This window comes from Acetobacterium sp. (assembly GCF_039830195.1).
In the GTDB taxonomy this organism is placed as follows: Bacteria; Bacillota; Clostridia; order Eubacteriales; family Eubacteriaceae; genus Acetobacterium.
In genome coordinates this window covers 1-16,408 of record NZ_JBDODG010000032.1, presented here as the reverse complement: position 1 = coordinate 16,408, position 16,408 = coordinate 1, and the positions used below count along the sequence as shown (strand labels likewise).

At 40.4% G+C, this 16,408-nt stretch carries 16 protein-coding genes; 10 read left to right on the top strand and 6 right to left on the bottom strand.

The window, feature by feature from the left end:
• The first annotated feature begins 14 nt into the window (after positions 1-14).
• The 5 genes from brxL to ABGU93_RS09540 all read left to right on the top strand — a co-directional run bounded on the left by brxL (position 15) and on the right by ABGU93_RS09540 (position 6,608).
• The gene (gene brxL, locus ABGU93_RS09560) at positions 15-2,045 is read left to right on the top strand and encodes a protease Lon-related BREX system protein BrxL (protein ID WP_347413236.1); all 2,031 of its coding nucleotides are present in this window, start codon (positions 15-17) and stop codon (positions 2,043-2,045) included.
• A gap of 17 nt (positions 2,046-2,062) precedes the next feature.
• Positions 2,063-3,913, top strand: a complete 1,851-nt coding sequence (locus tag ABGU93_RS09555) for a DUF262 domain-containing protein (RefSeq protein WP_347413235.1) — start codon at positions 2,063-2,065, stop codon at positions 3,911-3,913.
• A 56-nt stretch (positions 3,914-3,969) separates the two neighbouring features.
• A complete protein-coding gene (locus ABGU93_RS09550; RefSeq protein ID WP_347413234.1) occupies positions 3,970-4,851 on the top strand; it encodes a hypothetical protein in 882 nt (293 codons plus the stop codon).
• A gap of 339 nt (positions 4,852-5,190) precedes the next feature.
• Entirely contained in the window at positions 5,191-6,366 is a 1,176-nt protein-coding gene (locus ABGU93_RS09545) for a malic enzyme-like NAD(P)-binding protein (protein ID WP_347413233.1), read from the top strand.
• A 92-nt stretch (positions 6,367-6,458) separates the two neighbouring features.
• Positions 6,459-6,608, top strand: a complete 150-nt coding sequence (locus tag ABGU93_RS09540; protein WP_186894789.1) for a hypothetical protein — start codon at positions 6,459-6,461, stop codon at positions 6,606-6,608.
• A 146-nt stretch (positions 6,609-6,754) separates the two neighbouring features.
• On the opposite strand, the gene ABGU93_RS09535 is transcribed toward ABGU93_RS09540, so the two are convergent.
• The 4 genes from ABGU93_RS09535 to ABGU93_RS09520 all read right to left on the bottom strand — a co-directional run bounded on the left by ABGU93_RS09535 (position 6,755) and on the right by ABGU93_RS09520 (position 9,831).
• Positions 6,755-7,732: a GIY-YIG nuclease family protein gene (locus ABGU93_RS09535; RefSeq protein WP_347413232.1), complete on the bottom strand. Its 978-nt coding sequence runs from the start codon at positions 7,730-7,732 to the stop codon at positions 6,755-6,757.
• Positions 7,733-7,842: 110 nt separating this feature from the next.
• Complete coding sequence (locus ABGU93_RS09530; protein WP_347413231.1) at positions 7,843-8,607, bottom strand: hypothetical protein; 765 nt, start codon at positions 8,605-8,607, stop codon at positions 7,843-7,845.
• A gap of 4 nt (positions 8,608-8,611) precedes the next feature.
• Positions 8,612-9,466, bottom strand: coding sequence for an ABC transporter ATP-binding protein (locus ABGU93_RS09525; RefSeq protein WP_347413230.1), 855 nt, complete (start codon positions 9,464-9,466; stop codon positions 8,612-8,614).
• Entirely contained in the window at positions 9,463-9,831 is a 369-nt protein-coding gene (locus ABGU93_RS09520; RefSeq protein ID WP_347413229.1) for a GntR family transcriptional regulator, read from the bottom strand. Before ABGU93_RS09520 ends, ABGU93_RS09525 begins: the two co-directional genes overlap by 4 nt.
• A 284-nt stretch (positions 9,832-10,115) precedes the next feature.
• Here ABGU93_RS09520 and ABGU93_RS09515 point away from each other — a divergent pair, with 284 nt between their 5' ends.
• Complete coding sequence (locus ABGU93_RS09515) at positions 10,116-10,616, top strand: leucine-rich repeat domain-containing protein (protein ID WP_347413228.1); 501 nt, start codon at positions 10,116-10,118, stop codon at positions 10,614-10,616.
• Between the two features lie 266 nt (positions 10,617-10,882).
• Positions 10,883-11,293 (top strand): heme-binding protein, encoded by a 411-nt coding sequence (locus ABGU93_RS09510; RefSeq protein WP_347413227.1) that lies wholly within the window; start codon positions 10,883-10,885, stop codon positions 11,291-11,293.
• 191 nt (positions 11,294-11,484) lie between these two features.
• Here the strand turns inward: ABGU93_RS09510 and ABGU93_RS09505 are convergent, their stop codons facing one another.
• Both ABGU93_RS09505 and ABGU93_RS09500 read right to left on the bottom strand, forming a co-directional pair.
• Positions 11,485-12,840 carry a permease prefix domain 1-containing protein gene (locus tag ABGU93_RS09505; protein WP_347413226.1) on the bottom strand — a complete coding sequence of 452 codons (1,356 nt, stop codon included), beginning with the start codon at positions 12,838-12,840 and terminating at the stop codon, positions 11,485-11,487.
• Positions 12,828-13,190, bottom strand: a complete 363-nt coding sequence (locus ABGU93_RS09500; protein ID WP_347413225.1) for a PadR family transcriptional regulator — start codon at positions 13,188-13,190, stop codon at positions 12,828-12,830. The genes ABGU93_RS09505 and ABGU93_RS09500 overlap by 13 nt, the downstream gene beginning before the upstream one ends.
• A gap of 219 nt (positions 13,191-13,409) precedes the next feature.
• Here ABGU93_RS09500 and ABGU93_RS09495 point away from each other — a divergent pair, with 219 nt between their 5' ends.
• Genes ABGU93_RS09495 through ABGU93_RS09485 form a run of 3 tightly spaced genes read left to right on the top strand, consistent with a single transcriptional unit; the run spans position 13,410 to position 16,094 of the window.
• Entirely contained in the window at positions 13,410-14,048 is a 639-nt protein-coding gene (locus ABGU93_RS09495) for a CoA pyrophosphatase (protein WP_347413224.1), read from the top strand.
• Positions 14,045-15,121 carry a hypothetical protein gene (locus tag ABGU93_RS09490; RefSeq protein ID WP_347413223.1) on the top strand — a complete coding sequence of 359 codons (1,077 nt, stop codon included), beginning with the start codon at positions 14,045-14,047 and terminating at the stop codon, positions 15,119-15,121. Before ABGU93_RS09495 ends, ABGU93_RS09490 begins: the two co-directional genes overlap by 4 nt.
• 55 nt (positions 15,122-15,176) lie before the next feature.
• Positions 15,177-16,094 (top strand): DMT family transporter, encoded by a 918-nt coding sequence (locus ABGU93_RS09485; protein ID WP_347413222.1) that lies wholly within the window; start codon positions 15,177-15,179, stop codon positions 16,092-16,094.
• The last annotated feature ends 314 nt before the right edge of the window (positions 16,095-16,408 follow it).

Here is a 16,408-nt window from a genome sequence, read left to right as displayed (position 1 = left end):
GTAAGGTTGATAAAATGAATGCATTATCTGAAAAGCTAATCGAAAATTTTGCTGGGAAAATCGTGCGCAAGGATCTGACCAAAAAAATCAAAGAGGGTGCCAATGTCCCCATTTATGTGCTGGAGTACCTGTTAGGGATGTATTGCTCAACCACTGACGAAGAGCTCATTACCCAGGGGATTACGACCGTGAAGAATATCCTGTCGGATAACTTTGTCAGGCCGGATGAAGCACAGAAGATTATCTCAAAACTTCGGGAACGTGGCTCTTATACGGTAATTGATAATGTTTCGGTGAAACTGAATTTTCGCAATGATGTCTATGAAGCGGAGTTCTCCAATCTGGGCATAAAAAATATCCCGGTGCCGGAACAGTATGCCTCGGATTATGAGCGGTTACTCTGCGGCGGAATCTGGTGCATTATTCAGTTGGAATACTTTTTTGATGAAGGGGACAAAAGCCGTTGTCCCTTTATCATTCAAAAGCTGACCCCAATCCAAATGCCAAACCTGGATTTAGATGAGGTCATTCGTGGCCGGGAACGCTTTACCAAGGATGAATGGATCGATGTGCTGCTACGCTCGATCGGGATGGAACCGGATAAATTCAATGACCGGGTGAAATGGCTGCTATTAACCCGGATGATTCCCCTAGTTGAGAATAACTTCAATCTTTGTGAACTGGGACCCCGGGGAACGGGTAAATCCCATGTTTATAAAGAAATCTCACCCAACAGTATTCTTGTTTCTGGCGGTCAAACCACGGTCGCCAATCTCTTTTACAATATGTCCAACAAAACCGTGGGACTGGTGGGAATGTGGGACTGTGTCGCCTTTGACGAGGTAGCTGGGATTACCTTTAAAGATAAAGACGGCGTTCAGATCATGAAGGATTATATGGCTTCCGGGTCTTTTTCCCGGGGTAAAGAAGAAAAGAATGCCTCAGCTTCGATGGTGTTTGTCGGTAATATTAATCAGAGTGTCGATGTACTCTTAAAAACCTCGCACCTCTTCGAACCATTCCCCGAGGCGATGGCCTGCGACAGCGCATTTTTTGACCGGATGCATTGTTATGTTCCTGGTTGGGAGATCCCCAAATACCGACCGGAATTTTTCACCAACGACTATGGTTTGATCACTGATTATCTGTCTGAATTTTTGCGAGAGCTTCGAAAAACATCCTATTCGGATATGTTCGACCCTTATTTCAAACTGGGAAATAATCTCAATCAGCGGGATGTGATTGCCGTCAGGAAGATGGCCTCCGGCCTGATGAAGTTGGTCTATCCCCATGGTAAATGCGATAAGGATGGGGTTGAGGAGATCCTCCGTCTGGCCCTTGAAAGTCGTCGTCGGGTTAAGGAACAGCTGAAAAAAATTGGTGGGATGGAATTCTATGATGTAAATTTCTCTTATATTGACAATGAAAGCTTTGGTGAAGAGTTCGTCCCAGTACCGGAACAGGGCGGCGGGAAACTTATCCCCGAAGGTTTGCATAAGCCGGGGCAGGTTTATACCGTCAGCCGGGGAAAATCCGGGATGATTGGCGTCTTTAAACTGGAAACTGAAATGGTCGCCGGCTCCGGAAAATTTGAACGAACCGGTTTTGGATCGGATCGCGACGCCAAGGAAGCGATTGAAACCGCCTACCGCTATTTAAAGGCCAACAGTCGCAATATCAGCGGCACCATCAGCATGACCAGCAAAGATTATCTCATGCATTTACAGGATTTGAACGGGATCGGCATCACCAGTCAGTTGACCCTGGCAGCTTTGGTGGCCCTCTGTTCGGCGGCGATGAAAAAACCGGTGATCAGCAGTCTGGCGATTCTTGGCAATCTCAGTATCGGGGGAACCATTATGAAGGTGGAAGAACTGGCCAATGTGCTCCAGGTCTGCCTCGATAGCGGTGCCAAAAAGGTGCTGCTGCCGATTGCTTCCACCGTCGATATGGTCTCGGTGCCACCGGAACTGATGGGTAAGTTTAATCTGATTTTTTACCAGAGCCCGGAGGATGCAGTGTTTAAGGCGCTGGGTGTGGAGTAGTTCGAAAGGAGCTCAAAATGAATCAAAGTTTAAAGAATAAAATTGAAGCTAAAGACAAAAATATAAATTCTTTACTTAAAGATCAGAAATTTACCATCGATTATTTTCAACGTGAATATAGATGGCAGGAAAAACATATCAATCTTTTGGTAGAAGATCTAACTACTACGTTTCTGAAATCTTATAATGAGAATGACAAGCGTTCGGATGTAGCAAATTACCAAAGTTATTATTTAGGTCCTGTAATATTTAGTATTAACCCAAATAATGGCCAAAAATCGATTATTGATGGACAACAACGAATAACATCTATTACATTATTTCTTATATATCTTTATCATTTGCAAAATGGAAAAGGAAATAATGTATCAATAAGCGAACTTATTTATTCAGAAAAATATGGAGAAAAGTCCTTTAATATGACAGATCCAATAAGAGAACCATGCTTAAAAGCCTTATTTGATATTGGTGAATATACTCTGAAGGATACGGAGGATGAAACAATCCGAAATTTGGTAGAACGATATGATAATATTGAAGCGTCATTTCCAGAAGAACTTACTAAGGAAGCGTTACCATTTTTCATTGACTGGTTTATCGAAAATGTTGTTCTTGTAGAGATAACTGCTTATTCTGATGAAAATGCGTATACCATATTTGAAACAATGAATGATCGAGGGTTAAATTTAACCCCCACAGAAATGCTTAAAGGATATGTTCTATCAAAAATTACTGATGTTAAACAAAGAAATGAAATAAATGAACTATGGAAAATCCAAATACAAAAGCTTCACGAAAACGATGAAAATGAAGATCAAGCATTTTTTCAAGCATGGTTTAGAGGTAAATATGCGAAAACAATTAGACCAGGGAAAGCTGGCTCAGAAGATCAAGATTTTGAATTGATTGGTTCCAGATTTCATAACTGGTTCAAAGACAATCACAGAGATTTATTTAAACTTAATACATCTGATGATTTTTTTGATTTTTTTAAAAATCAGTTTCCATTTTATGTAAGAACGTATTTATATATTTTAAAAGCTCAAGAAACATATACTTTAAATTGTCCTCACGTTAATTATATTAAGCAATGGGGCGTTGCAGAATCCCTTCAAAATGCATTATTATTAGCTCCTATTTGTTACAGAGATGATCAAAATAATGTTGAAAAAAAATTAGATTTTACATCCCGTTATATTGAGACTTTTACTGTAAGACGAGCAATCAATTATCGAAAGTTTGGACAATCATCCATTAAATATTCCATGTTCAATGTTATAAAGCGCATAAGAGATAATGATTTTATAAATTTAGGAATTATTCTTTCTGATGAGGTTGAAAAAATACCTGAAAATTGGGATGGAATTAATGAATTTGGAATGCATGGTCAAAATAGAAAGTTTGTAAAACATTTACTTTCACGAATATCAGGATATCTTGATGAGCTAATAGGTAAAGGTAATACCTATGTCTGCTATCATCATCCGAATGGGAAACAATTTGAAATTGAACATATTTGGGCGAATAAATTTTCAGAACATACAGATGAGTTTTCACAAGAAAATGATTTTCAGAGTTGGCGAAATTCGATTGGTGCCCTCATTCTTCTGCCACATGGTACGAACCAATCCTTTAGTAGTGATAAATATGATGCAAAAGTTGACCATTACATAAAGGAAAATACATATGCACAAACACTCAATCAAAATTACTATTTAAAAAACCCGAATTTTTTAAACGTTCCTGAAATCAAAAGATTAGGGTTTAAACCACATAACCAATTTAAAAAAATTGATATTGAAGAACGAAAGAAATTAGTAAAACGTGTTTGCGAAAATCTATGGTCAACAGATTATTTTACAATTTAGTAGATGATTGATATACTGCTTTAACTTTTTAAAGGGTTGATATTATAGGAGGTATTATGACACGAAGAAGCGAGGGAAAAGAAACCTGGCATAGACTTTTGGAATGGGATCGGGGACAAGCTTCAGCCGAAAGATTAGCTGCAATAATACTGAGTAGTGATGGATTTCAAAATATAGATCCGTCACACCCATTGGGTGGACGTGATGGACGAAAAGATTTATTGCTTACTTTTAATGGTTCTAGTTGGGTTGGCGGTGTTTATTTTCCAAGGGGACAGAAGAGTTTTGCTGAGACAAAAGAAAAATTCAAACATGATTTTGATGGAGTTAGACAAAATGGTGGAAGTGGATTTGTGTTTGTTACTAATCAAGAGATACGCCTTTCAGAGCGAAAAGAACTAAGTGAGACAGATGCCCAAGTTGATGTAAAAATATATCATTTGGAACGAATCGCTAGTATACTCAATACGCCGGCTCAATACGGTGTGAGGATGGATTTTTTGGATATTGAGATGTCTAAAGAAGAGCAACTTGCTCTATTCGCCGTAAAAGATCAGAAGTTGACAAGAATAGAAAATGCTATGGAGAAATTATCTGTTGATTTGGAAAATTTCAAAGTAATCCATAGGATAATTGAAGACGATAATTTTGAAGATGGTCAACGGAGTGCGGATGAAATAACAAATGCAGAGGAAGAATTTTTTGATAAGGTATGGTTTGATAGACATCTTGGATTAAAATACCGTATTGAACAAGGGCAATCTGCAGTTGAACCTGAAATTTGGGAGGGGGCTTTGAACTCAGCAAAAAAGGTAGTTGAAAAGTATGGTGAAGAAAACCTAGGCCCATATAGTGACTTTGAGTGGGGTATGATAAATGGAAAGCTATCTGCAATACGATGGGTTTTAGGATCAGAGTGGGATATGCTAGATTCATAAATAAGGATAGGATTTGTAAAAGCGCTGTGTTCACAGAGAAAAAACCACTAATTTTACAATGAATCATTTTTTTACATGAAGATATGAAAACTCTTCAGTTCAACTTCTGCTAAGGGTTCTTTGCAGAAGTTGAACTTTTTTGAGGTGTGAAAACTTGAAATACGATACGGGGGTGCGGTCAATTTCTTGGATCTTCAAAAGCGATTCCAACATGCATTGAAAAATAACCGAAAAACGTTAAGACAAAGTCTCATGGGAAGAGTTTGAGTAATAAACAAAACTATTTAAAGTCAGATAAGAGTATAGCTAAAATAAAATTATTAAAATCAAGGAGACACAATGGGAATTCAGGAAGAAGCATTAAAATTGCATGAAGAATGGCAGGGTAAGCTAAGTATTGAGAGTAAGGTTCCGGTAAAAAACAAGCATGATTTGTCGATGGCCTATACGCCGGGGGTAGCGGAGCCCTGCCGAATGATCCATAAAAACAAGGAAGATGTGTACAAGTATACCGGAAAGGGAAATATGGTGGCGGTGGTTACCGACGGGTCGGCGGTGTTGGGGCTGGGCGATATTGGCCCGGAAGCCGCCCTTCCGGTGATGGAAGGAAAAGCCGTTTTATTTAAAGAATTCGGTGGCGTCGATGCGTTTCCGATCTGTATTCCATCCCAGGATGTGGAGGTCATCATCAAGACCGTCAAGATGATTGAACCGGTATTTGGCGGGATTAATCTGGAAGATATTGCCTCGCCAAGATGTGCCGAAATCGAAAGACGTTTAAAAAAGGAACTGGATATTCCGGTTTTTCATGATGATCAGCATGGCACGGCAGTGGTGGTGACGGCTGCCCTGATGAATGCCCTGAAGGTTGTCGGCAAAAAATGGGAGCAGGTGACGGTGGCCATGAGCGGCGCCGGAGCAGCCGGATCGGCGATCATCAAGATGTTGCTGAATGTTGGCGTCAAGGATATTATCGCCTGCAGCAGCAAGGGTATTCTCTCAAAAGACGAACAGTACAGTAACTGGGTTCATCAGGAAATAGCGGAGATGACCAATAAGCATCACAAAAAAGGGACCCTTGCCGATGCTATCAACGGCGCTGATATTTTTATCGGTGTTTCCGCGCCGGGCATCGTTACGGCCGAAATGGTCAAGACCATGGCTGAAAATGCCATTGTCCTGCCGATGGCCAATCCGGACCCGGAAATTGATCCGGAGCTGGCCATCCGAGCCGGCGCAAGGGTTGTCGGAACAGGACGATCGGACTATCCTAACCAGATTAATAACGTCCTGGCATTCCCGGGTATTTTCAGAGGGGCGCTGGATGCCAGAGCCAGTGACATCAATGAAGCGATGAAGGTTGCGGCGGCAAAAGCCATTGCCGACTTGATTGGGGATGATGAACGGAGTGCTGATTATATTATTGTGCCAGCCTTTGATCCCCGGGTGGGAAAGGCTGTGGCTGAAGCAGTCCATCAGGCCGCTGTGGATTCTGGTGTAGCCAGACTTAAATAACTAAAAAAAGTCAGTAATTTTAATTGTGTTCACAATGCCTAAGTGTTTATAATAATGTTGAAACATTAAAAAATCTGGAAGGAAATAATGAAATGAAGATGAGTAAAGAAGATAAAATCCGAATCATCATTGATGCTCTGGATGAGGTGATTCCGATTCCTAACCACAAAGAGGAGCGGATTAAAGATGTTTTGAGAAAAGCCTTAAGAACTATCGAAGAAAAAGAAAGTGAAGATTACTAAACAAATTGAAAAAGAAGCAGCCGGATTTGAGACTTTCATTTCCGGGGCTTCTTTTTTTTACAGTTTATTTCGATCCGGTAGGTAATCTGGAGAGTCCTGAATCGAGGCGTAAAAGAGATGGCTAAAAAGGATTATTGCGAATTGTTTTATTTCAAAATCCACTCATCCGGCAGGGCTTGAATTTCAGAAAAGAGGATGTTCTGAAAATCGACCCCTGCCTTCTCATCCTCGATGGGGACAAGTGCTGATTTCATTCGGCTACCTTCATTAAAAAAAGTATCGATCACTGATTGGGTCAAAACTGGAAAATACTTTTTCAATACGATTCTGCCGTTTGAAATAAAAAAGAGCTTCTCACCATCTCGTACCGGTATTTTCAAAAGGATATCTCTGGTTGTCAGGTGCTTATAAGCATGAAGATTATGGTTGATATAAGCCAGACTTTGGATCAGGTCCCGGTATGTGGTGGCTCGTTCGTAATGATATTGGGCCGACTCTTTATGCATACAGATCTTCAATTGATTGATTAAACAGTTTAGCTTGGCGTCTTCGGAAAAAATTTGAATCAAGGTTTGTCTATTTTTCATAAAAGTTTCCGGGTTCATAAGCTCGGGTAAAGTATGATAGTAAAAATCAAAACTGTTGTTATCTTGAACAATTGGAAAGAGGTGGGTGAGCATATCAATCAATGATTGGATTGTTTGTTTGCTCCGAAACGGTCCAAAGCTATTTTCTTCTCGTTCCGGGACAATCGATAATCCCTTAGAGTGGCCTGAATGAGTAACTTTCAGATAGGAATAGCGGCGGTCGTTTTTCATTTGCGAATTGAAATAAGGCTGGATCTCTTTAATCAGCTGACATTCCAGCAGTCGGGCTTCCAAATGGGTGTCCGTGACAATATAATCGATGTCGTTAATAAAAAAGACCATTTTTTCGATCTTTGGTGGTTTGGGAGATTTAGTGAAATAGGATTTCACTCTTTTTTTTAGACATTTGCTTTTCCCCACATAAATAATTTGACCGGTGGAATCCAACATCTTATAAACACCTGGAAGCGGTGGTATCTGATTTATTTTTTGCTGTAAATGGCTCATCGTTTCGGTTTCCATATCTTGCTTATTCAAATTTTTGTTGCAAAGGTTTTTATAACATATTCGTATTTATAACAATAACATAAGTATAGCCATAATTGTCCTGCTTATTTTGGACAATCATGGCTATTTATTTTCGATAATTAATTCTTCACGCCGGCGTTTCTGATCAGTACCCAGGTTAATCCCGTTACGATGATACTGAAGATTACCAATGAGAACATGCCAATAAAGGGGCTCTGGGCGGAAATACCCATGGACAGGTCTAAAAATTTCACAAGGATGGTCGAAATCTGACCTGATATGAACATATCGATGATCGGTAAAACCACAAAGATGACGATATAAAAACCAACGATATAACTGACTTTCTGTTTTTTATCCATCCGATAGAGGGCTACCGTAATCAAATAACCAAGAGCTTGAGCGGCAATAAAAAGAATCGTCAGAAATAGAAAACTGATAAGATATTCAAAAAGACCGCTGAATGAAGCATCTCCTGTGGATTGATAGATCATACTCAACAAGCTGGAATAGGCAATGCCGCTTGCAGGCGATTCGATTAATTTTCCGAGTGCCAAAAGTAACAGAGAAAAAAGCGCCATCGTCACAGCTAATGTCACTGCGACGTAGATCCGATTAACAAATAAAGACTTTCGGGAGATACCATTTTGCAGGGCAAATAGAAAATTTTCCTTAAAAGCGTTAAGTCCGCAAACGAACAGAAATACGGCGGGAGCCATATCGAGGCCTGCGATTTGGCTGGATTGATTCGTCGTCAGGATGTCAGATGAAAAGGTGATTTGCATCGGAACGAGCGCCATCACGGCCAGGATGACCGCGCAGAAGATTAGAACAGCTTTTCGGTGATCCGTAAGCTGATATTTATAAATTGCATTTAGTTTCATTGTTTTACTCCTCATTTGTTAGTTTGATAAATAATTTCTGTAAATCCAGGTTGGTTATCTCAATGCCGTCAGGCAGCGTGCTCTTATTAATCGATCCGATTATAGTGGCGGTTTTTAATCCACCCAGAATATCTTCGCCGATGACTTCCTTGTCCGCAATATAGGTATCAACCTGCTTGATTGCGCCGGTAACGGAATAGCCTTTACTTAATAAGGTTTCACAGGATTCGTTCACCAATATTTCACCGTTTTTGATAATCATGACATACTCCAGCAGATTAGCAATTTCATCGATTAAATGGGTAGAAATAATCGCTGTGAAGGCATTATCACTATACTTCTCAATCAATAACCGGTAAAACATTTCCCGATGATTGGCGTCCAGGCCCAATACCGGTTCGTCAAACAGGACATAGGGGGTATTGACCGAAAGAGCCACGATGATTTTAAAAATAGAAGTATAACCAGTCGACAACGACCGGATTTTTTTCTTGGTATTCAATTTAAACTGTTTGGCTAAGTTGAGTGCGTAATCCAAATCAAAACCCTTGAAAAATTGTTTAGTCCACTTGAATGCTTCATTACAGGTCATGCTCTCGGGATACAGATTTTTTTCTGACATCAGATAGAGCAGCCCCTGGGTCATATCATTTTCAACGTTGGACAAGCCATTGATGGTAACTTGGCCGCTGTCGGCAAAGAGCCGATTGGTGATAATATTCAAAAGGGTCGATTTTCCAGCGCCGTTTCGACCCAATAATCCATATATTTTGTGGGGCTCAAAAGTCAGGCTCACCTGATTCAAAGCTAATGTGTCACCAAATGTTTTTGTCACATCATTTATTTCTATTCCGTTCATTCCTGATAACCTCTTTCTACCATTCCCAATATTTCTTCATTGGTGATACCTAATTTTTTTGCTTCCTCGATGAGTTTTTTAATATAATGATCGAAAAATAATTCTTTGCGTTTGTCCCGCAGCTTTGAAACCGCACCGGGAGCGACAAACATACCAACGCCCCGCTTTTTAAAAATAATGCCCTCGTCAACCAGGGTTGAGATGCCCTTAAGCGCTGTGGCCGGATTGATTTTATAACTGACCGACAATTCAGTTATGGATGGAATCTGACCGCTTTCCTCAAACGCTCCAGTTAAGATGGCGTCTTCAATGCCATCGGCAATTTGAACAAAAATCGGGCGTTCATCTTCGAAATTTATTTGCAAAGGGATACCCCCTTTCAAGAATATTAGTTAGTTAGTTGACTAATTAACTACGATACTATTGTAAAGCCGGGTTGCTTTTTTGTCAATACCAATTTTATGAGCAATGAAATTTTTTATAACATTGAAATTTTTGCATGGGCAAATCCGACTAGGGGTGTTTTTTTTTAACCTTTTTATGCTATACTCACAAATGAAAAGCAATGTGCGTTGTCCGCTGATAATGGTTTATTTTGATTTTGGACGGAGAGCGAAAATTTAAAGCAAATGAAGAGGGGAAAAAGTTAATGTACGAATATTATTATAAAACACAAGATTTTGGAATGTGCCTGATGGAGAGCAAAGGATCTGGGGAAGAAGCGATCATTCCGAATGATCGAGATATTCTAATTGTCGGAGATGACATATTTAAAGGGCACAAAGAATTACTGCGGGTGGAATTTCCGGATACCGTCATTGAGATTGGCGGTTTCGTTTTTGATGGCTGTGAAAACCTGAAATTTGTCAAGCTTCCCGCTCGTCTCAAAGATTTCTGGCAATATGCCATGACTCGATGTGGTATCGAAGAAATTGACATTCCGGGAACGGTGGAACGGATCGCAGCTTTTACATTCAACGAGTGCACGCAACTGAAAACGGTAAAAATCAATGAAGGAACAAAAAAGATACTGGCCTGGGCATTTAAGGATTGTGTTAATTTAACAGATGTCTATTTACCAGCCTCCATTGAAGAAATCAGTGATAAAGCGTTTGAAGGATGTCCCAAAGTCGTGCTCCATCGGAAATGAACATTAAAAAATGATGTCTAAAAAACGATCGTTGTGTTAGAAAAAAGAACACAAAGTGCTTAAAAATTAATCACTTTGTGTTGAAAAAAGTATAAAATATTGGTTTTTGAATTGGCATAAAAATTGCTATACATCTAGCATAGCATTCATTTAGAAAAGTGCTGCTGATTAAAAGCTATTAATATGGGTATATATAGATATACTTGAATTGAATCAGAAAAGCAAAATTAAAAAATGAATACTTAACTAAGAAAGTGGAGGAAAAAATGACAAAAACAGGGAAATTATTAGACATGGCAAAAAAAATGGCAGAAGCGGCTGCTGAAAAAGCAATCCAAATTGATGTGCCAATGGTGATCGTTATTTGTGATGATGGCGGAAACATGGTGTTATTTAACCGGATGGAAGATTCGCTATTGGCCAGCATGGATATTGCTACCAATAAGGCTTATACAGCGGTAGCCCTTAAAATGAGCACCGATACAGCGGCAGATCTTGCCAAAGAATCTGGTCAGCTTTTTGGGATTGCATCCTGTGACAAAGGCAGAATGGTTGTATTTGGGGGTGGTTTCCCAATTGTAGAAAATGGAAAAATAATTGGTGGGATCGGCGTCAGCGGCGGAAGCGTTGCAGAAGACATGACCGTTGCTCAAGCAGGACTGGATGTCCTGAAATAAATCTGAAAATGGGCTTGGCTGATCCAGTTCATCTGAAATTTAGATAGGTATCGGGTCTGTGATTGCGCAGGTCTGATCCTGTTGGTTGAGAAAGTTTAAAAAAGTTTTAATTAAAATGACCAGCTACCCATTTGGGCAGACTGGTCATTTTTGATAGAGAAGTAAATTCGAGGATTTGGTTTTGCTGGTGCTTAATTAAAACCAAAAACAATCGGGAAAACAAAAGCGACAATAGCTAACCAGACCGCATAAGCATAGAGATAGGTTGTCTGCCAGTTCTCGATCTTGATAAAATCTATTTTTTTAAGGAAAAAGCGGCCATACAGCCAGGCCAATCCGCCCAGGTTAATCAGCAGAATCAGATTTTCTCCCAGCGCGGCCAGCTTATTCGGTGTTATCCCAAATGCGGATAACCGGAACAGGATGGCGGATAAAGCTACCGCATCGATAATCATCGCCGCAACAATAAGAGCCAGATTCAGATAATCAAAAAGCCGGTTTTTAGCGTAGGGATTTCGGGCCGATATGGTGTAAAGAACCAGACCGAGAACCAATGCCAGCATAAAATCAAAGGCGATCAGATAATCTCTTTCCATAAAAGGACTTTTCCCGGAAACGACCAGAACCAGCAGAAAAGCAATCATGATAATCAGGAAAAGCGGACTGAATATTTTGGCCAGAATCGGAGCAAAATTTTCGACCACGCTTTTCTTGGTCTCGACCAAATAGACAGTGATCATGGCCACTGCAGCGGCGCCATAAACAATTAAATAATTTTGAATAAACCAACTGGCATCAATTTGAATGGCAAAAAAGATGGCCTGGGTAAACAGGGCCAAAACGATGAGCCCACAGAAAATAAGGGTGCCGTAAATCACGGATTCACCGGTGAAACGAATAAAATTCATCCGTCCCTGGCTGCTGTGCCAATCCAAACCCAGATAAGCAACCCCGGTGATCAACCATAAGAACAATGGCAGATGCAGGGCGGTTAGTAGCTCGGTACTGTTCGGGGGATACGAAGGATAAGCGTTGACCAGGACGGCCGTACCGGCAAAAATGCCTAAAATCACGGTGACCATTTTTAAATTGGATTTGTTTTTATACAGAAAAAACAGAGCGATCAATGGCAGGATGAAAAAACTCAAATTTTTAAAATAAAAAATTTGGTATTGGGGGTCGTTGAAACTGTAACCTAAAAGTTCCGGAATTTTGAAAAAGGTACCAGCCAGAAACGAGAAGAGAATGACCAGCCCGATATAGCGTTGATTTTCGCTTGAGATTCCGGTGGGTTCGGGTTCTAACATCAATTGTTTCCAGAGGTTTTCGGTATTTACTTTTGAATATTCCCGGGAAACCGAGTGGCTATCGCCAAAACGTTTCACACTGATTAAAAAAGCTTCTTCCTCTGATAATCCAGCGTGAATCAGATCTTCGATTTCATCGTTCAGGTGACTTTCCAATTCGATAATGTCCGTTTCCTTAAAATGTCCCTGACTACGCAGGCAGTCACTCCAGGCACGGATATTTTTTTCTAAATCAAACATGGCAAGTAGTCCTCCTTGTTCATAATTTCAAACCAGGTTTTTGAAAGTGCGGTATGGATAATATCCCATTGTTTCTTTTGTACTTCCAGTTCAACCAGTCCTTCCTCTTTTAATTTATAATATTTTCGCTTCCGTCCCCCGTCAGAATTATTCCAATAAGACTCAATAAAATTCTTTTCTTCAAGACGATGGAGTACCGGATAGAGCATCCCCTCGGACCAGACTAGCTCGTCTCCGGTTAGTTCTTTAACCTTTTTGATAATTGCATAGCCATAACTGTCGTTCTCCTTTAAGATGGACAAAATAAAGGGTGTGGCAGAGGCCGCAATTAAATCTTTTGATACATTCATGATAACCTCCTGTATACATAGATCTATTAGGTATAGTTGAATTATACATAGAACTTCTAGGTAATGCAAGTCTTTTCTGCAATTGCTTTCATGGCGGTTGTTAATTTTCAAGGGCTCCATTCTATGTTAGAATAGAACCTATGAAACAAAAAGAGTGCGAATTAGCAGTGTGGCAGTAATTTGAGCGCCAGTTCAAATAGATAGTTGAGGTAGAGCAAATTGGAACGAGAAGATTTTTTAAACCGGCGTCCGGGAATGATTGGTGAAAGAAATTTCAGCCAGTATGCGGTACTGGTGGTTTTGGTGGAAACAGCAGTAGGGCCGGCATTTCTTTTTGAAAAACGCGCCGAGACATTGAGTCGTCAGCCGGGAGAAATCTGTTTCCCGGGGGGGCGGCTGGAAGCGGGGGAAACACCTTTAGAAGCAGCAATCCGGGAAACCATGGAAGAATTGTTGGTGGATCGTCGGCAAATTGAAATACTGGGACCCGGTGATGTGTTTATTTCGCCGTTTAATATGATGATCTCCCCTTTTATTGCGATTTTGCGAGATTACCAATATGGCTTCAGCCGGGAAGAAGTTGGTGATGTTTTTACCGTACCGGTGCGTTTTTTTCAGGAACATGAACCCAAAAAGTACCTTAATCATTTGAGTCATGAACAGCCTAACGATTTTCCCTATGAGTCTATTCCCGGTGGAAAGAACTATCCCTGGGTTAAAGGAACCTATGAGATAAATTTTTACACCTATCAAGAAGACGTGATTTGGGGGATGACCGCATGTATTGTTGAATCCACCGTAGAATTGATTCAGAGCTATCATTTATTAAATGGGATGTATAGGGGGGAATTAAAATGAAACTTGTTAAATTACTGATCAGTGTCATCGCAATGATGTTGACCTTTGTTTTTATTTACCTATCGATGGTTAGCGGAACACTGGATTTTTCATCTCAGACACCGGATATTTATGGATATGGATGGTTAGCTGGACTGGCTTTACTGCTGATTGCCGGAACAATCGGAGTAGCATCAATAAACAATGAGGACCGGAAAATTTTACTGACCGCCTCAAAATTCTATTTTGGTACTGCCATTGTAGTGTTTTTATTTGCTGGAAATGACAGCATGACTGCAACAACTGTCGTTTATGGGGTGTTGGCAGGGATTGTTTTTCTGATAAATGGCTTAATGACGAAGAATGAAGATGATCCAGAATTCGGTTGGGAAGAGAAGCGAAATTGGGGTAAAAGGAAAGATCTGGTAAAAAAAGACTCGGCAGATAAAGATTCCCGGGGAGAAAGTGATTTTAATGAAAAAACAAAAAAAGATCAAAAACGAAAATCACCCCGAAAGCCTTGGGTATTTGCGATCATCTGGACGAGTATTGTTATTATTGCCGGAATATTTTTTGGTATTGCCTTTCTGATCGATGAAGAGGAAAGTCAGTATGACAATGACTACTCGGAGCAAGTACAAAACGAAGAAACGATGACACAGGAGCCAGCCAGGGTCTATGGACCCGGAGAAACATGGACGGTAGATGGGGATTTTTCACTGACATTTACGGCCGCCAATGAGACTGGTTATAGAAATGAGTTCTCAGAGGCGAATCCGGCCCAGGTAATCGTGTTGACCTATGATTACGCAAACATTGGACATGAAAAGGATGTGATGGATCTGTATATTTCATCCGTCAGTTTTTATGTGTTGGATGAAAGTGGCGAGATGGCAGAAACATATCCAGTGACGGGAATATCCTATCCCCAGGAAATACCCATCGGAGCATCCAGTCTGGGAGCCCAGGAAGCATTTGGTCTGAAAAATACCAGCCGCGAAGTGATGGTTTATGTGGAGATCTACGGGAATGACTATGTGCCTTATGAAGCGTTTTTTAAACTGCCGGTTCAAGGTTCAGTGCCGACTGTATAAAACCGTGGTTGGAAAACATTTAGGGAATTGTTAAAAAAATCGAATCGAGGAAATAATGAAAAAAATCTATATCTATGTCTTTTTAACCGGAATGCTTTTTGGATCGATGGAGGTTGCCTTAAAAATTGGGGGGGCGACATTTAATCCCATTCAGTTGACCTTTATCCGCTTCTTAATAGGAGGGCTTTTTTTGCTGCCCTTTGCCATCAGCGATCTCAGGAAAAAACAGACAAAGCTCAGCAAAAGCGACCTTGGCTATCTTTTTACACTGGGATTAATCTGCATCTGCTTTAGTATGGTGCTTTTCCAGATTGGCTTAATGGGTATTAATGCCAGTCTGGCGGCATTGATTTTTTCGATCAATCCGGTATTTACGATGGTCTTCGCCCATTTTATTGTGCATGAAAAATTCACAAAAAAGAAGGCTATTGCGCTGACCATCAGTATAATCGGGTTAATTATTGTGATGAACCCCCAAAAACTCATCAACGGTGAAAACAATATCTGGTTTTTGTTGCTGACCCTGGTATCGGCGATTGCCTTTGGGCTTTATACTGCCTATGGTAAAAAGAGAATTGCCAAAATCGGCGGGGTGGCCCAAAACAGTTTCAGCTTTCTGATGGGCTCAGGGGTATTGCTGGTTATGTTGATTGCTAGCGGTCAACCTGTTTTTCAGGGTGTTAGTCTGGAAACCGCACCGCTGCTTTTTTATCTGGGCGTATGTGTGACCGGGATTGGCTATTACTTTTATCTGAAAACCGTCGAAATGGCCGGGCCTTCTACGGCATCGGTAGCATTTTTCATCAAACCGATGGTGGCGCCGATTTTTGCATTAGTTATTCTGGGCGAAACCATTACTGTAAACATTGGGATCGGACTGATTTTCATATTATTTGGATCGTTTGTTAACCTGACCGATGGCGATAAGTTGGTCAGGATGTTTAGATTGGAAAAAGTCTTTTATCGGCAGTGAAAAATTATGCAATGTTTTTATAAAAATCAGTTGACAAAGAGTTGAAAAGTCTTTATACTAACAAAGTCGTCAAAAACAGCGACGGCGAAAACAGAACAACACAGAAAACAACTTAAAAGAATTTCAAAAAACAGCTTGACAATCACGAGAAACGACGATATAATAGAAAAGCTTCTTAAGTAAGGAGCGGCGGTCATAGAAAAGAGAATAGTACCATAAAACCTGTAAAACAGCCGAAACATCCGCAAGGGTGGCAGATGGCTGAAATAGAAACAGAGAGATGCACTCTTTAAAACATCAGCTCGGCAGAGGAT

Excerpts from the sequence above, each read along its gene's own strand:
- ABGU93_RS09490 (WP_347413223.1), top strand. The coding sequence starts at position 14,045 with ATGAAACTTGTTAAATTACTGATCAGTGTCATCGCAATGATGTTGACC.
- ABGU93_RS09500 (WP_347413225.1), bottom strand. The coding sequence starts at position 13,190 with ATGAATGTATCAAAAGATTTAATTGCGGCCTCTGCCACACCCTTTATT.
- ABGU93_RS09545 (WP_347413233.1), top strand. The coding sequence starts at position 5,191 with ATGGGAATTCAGGAAGAAGCATTAAAATTGCATGAAGAATGGCAGGGT.
- ABGU93_RS09510 (WP_347413227.1), top strand. The coding sequence starts at position 10,883 with ATGACAAAAACAGGGAAATTATTAGACATGGCAAAAAAAATGGCAGAA.
- ABGU93_RS09540 (WP_186894789.1), top strand. The coding sequence starts at position 6,459 with ATGAAGATGAGTAAAGAAGATAAAATCCGAATCATCATTGATGCTCTG.
- ABGU93_RS09555 (WP_347413235.1), top strand. The coding sequence starts at position 2,063 with ATGAATCAAAGTTTAAAGAATAAAATTGAAGCTAAAGACAAAAATATA.
- ABGU93_RS09505 (WP_347413226.1), bottom strand. The coding sequence starts at position 12,840 with ATGTTTGATTTAGAAAAAAATATCCGTGCCTGGAGTGACTGCCTGCGT.
- ABGU93_RS09485 (WP_347413222.1), top strand. The coding sequence starts at position 15,177 with ATGAAAAAAATCTATATCTATGTCTTTTTAACCGGAATGCTTTTTGGA.
- ABGU93_RS09530 (WP_347413231.1), bottom strand. The coding sequence starts at position 8,607 with ATGAAACTAAATGCAATTTATAAATATCAGCTTACGGATCACCGAAAA.
- ABGU93_RS09525 (WP_347413230.1), bottom strand. The coding sequence starts at position 9,466 with ATGAACGGAATAGAAATAAATGATGTGACAAAAACATTTGGTGACACA.
- ABGU93_RS09550 (WP_347413234.1), top strand. The coding sequence starts at position 3,970 with ATGACACGAAGAAGCGAGGGAAAAGAAACCTGGCATAGACTTTTGGAA.
- brxL (WP_347413236.1), top strand. The coding sequence starts at position 15 with ATGAATGCATTATCTGAAAAGCTAATCGAAAATTTTGCTGGGAAAATC.
- ABGU93_RS09515 (WP_347413228.1), top strand. The coding sequence starts at position 10,116 with ATGTACGAATATTATTATAAAACACAAGATTTTGGAATGTGCCTGATG.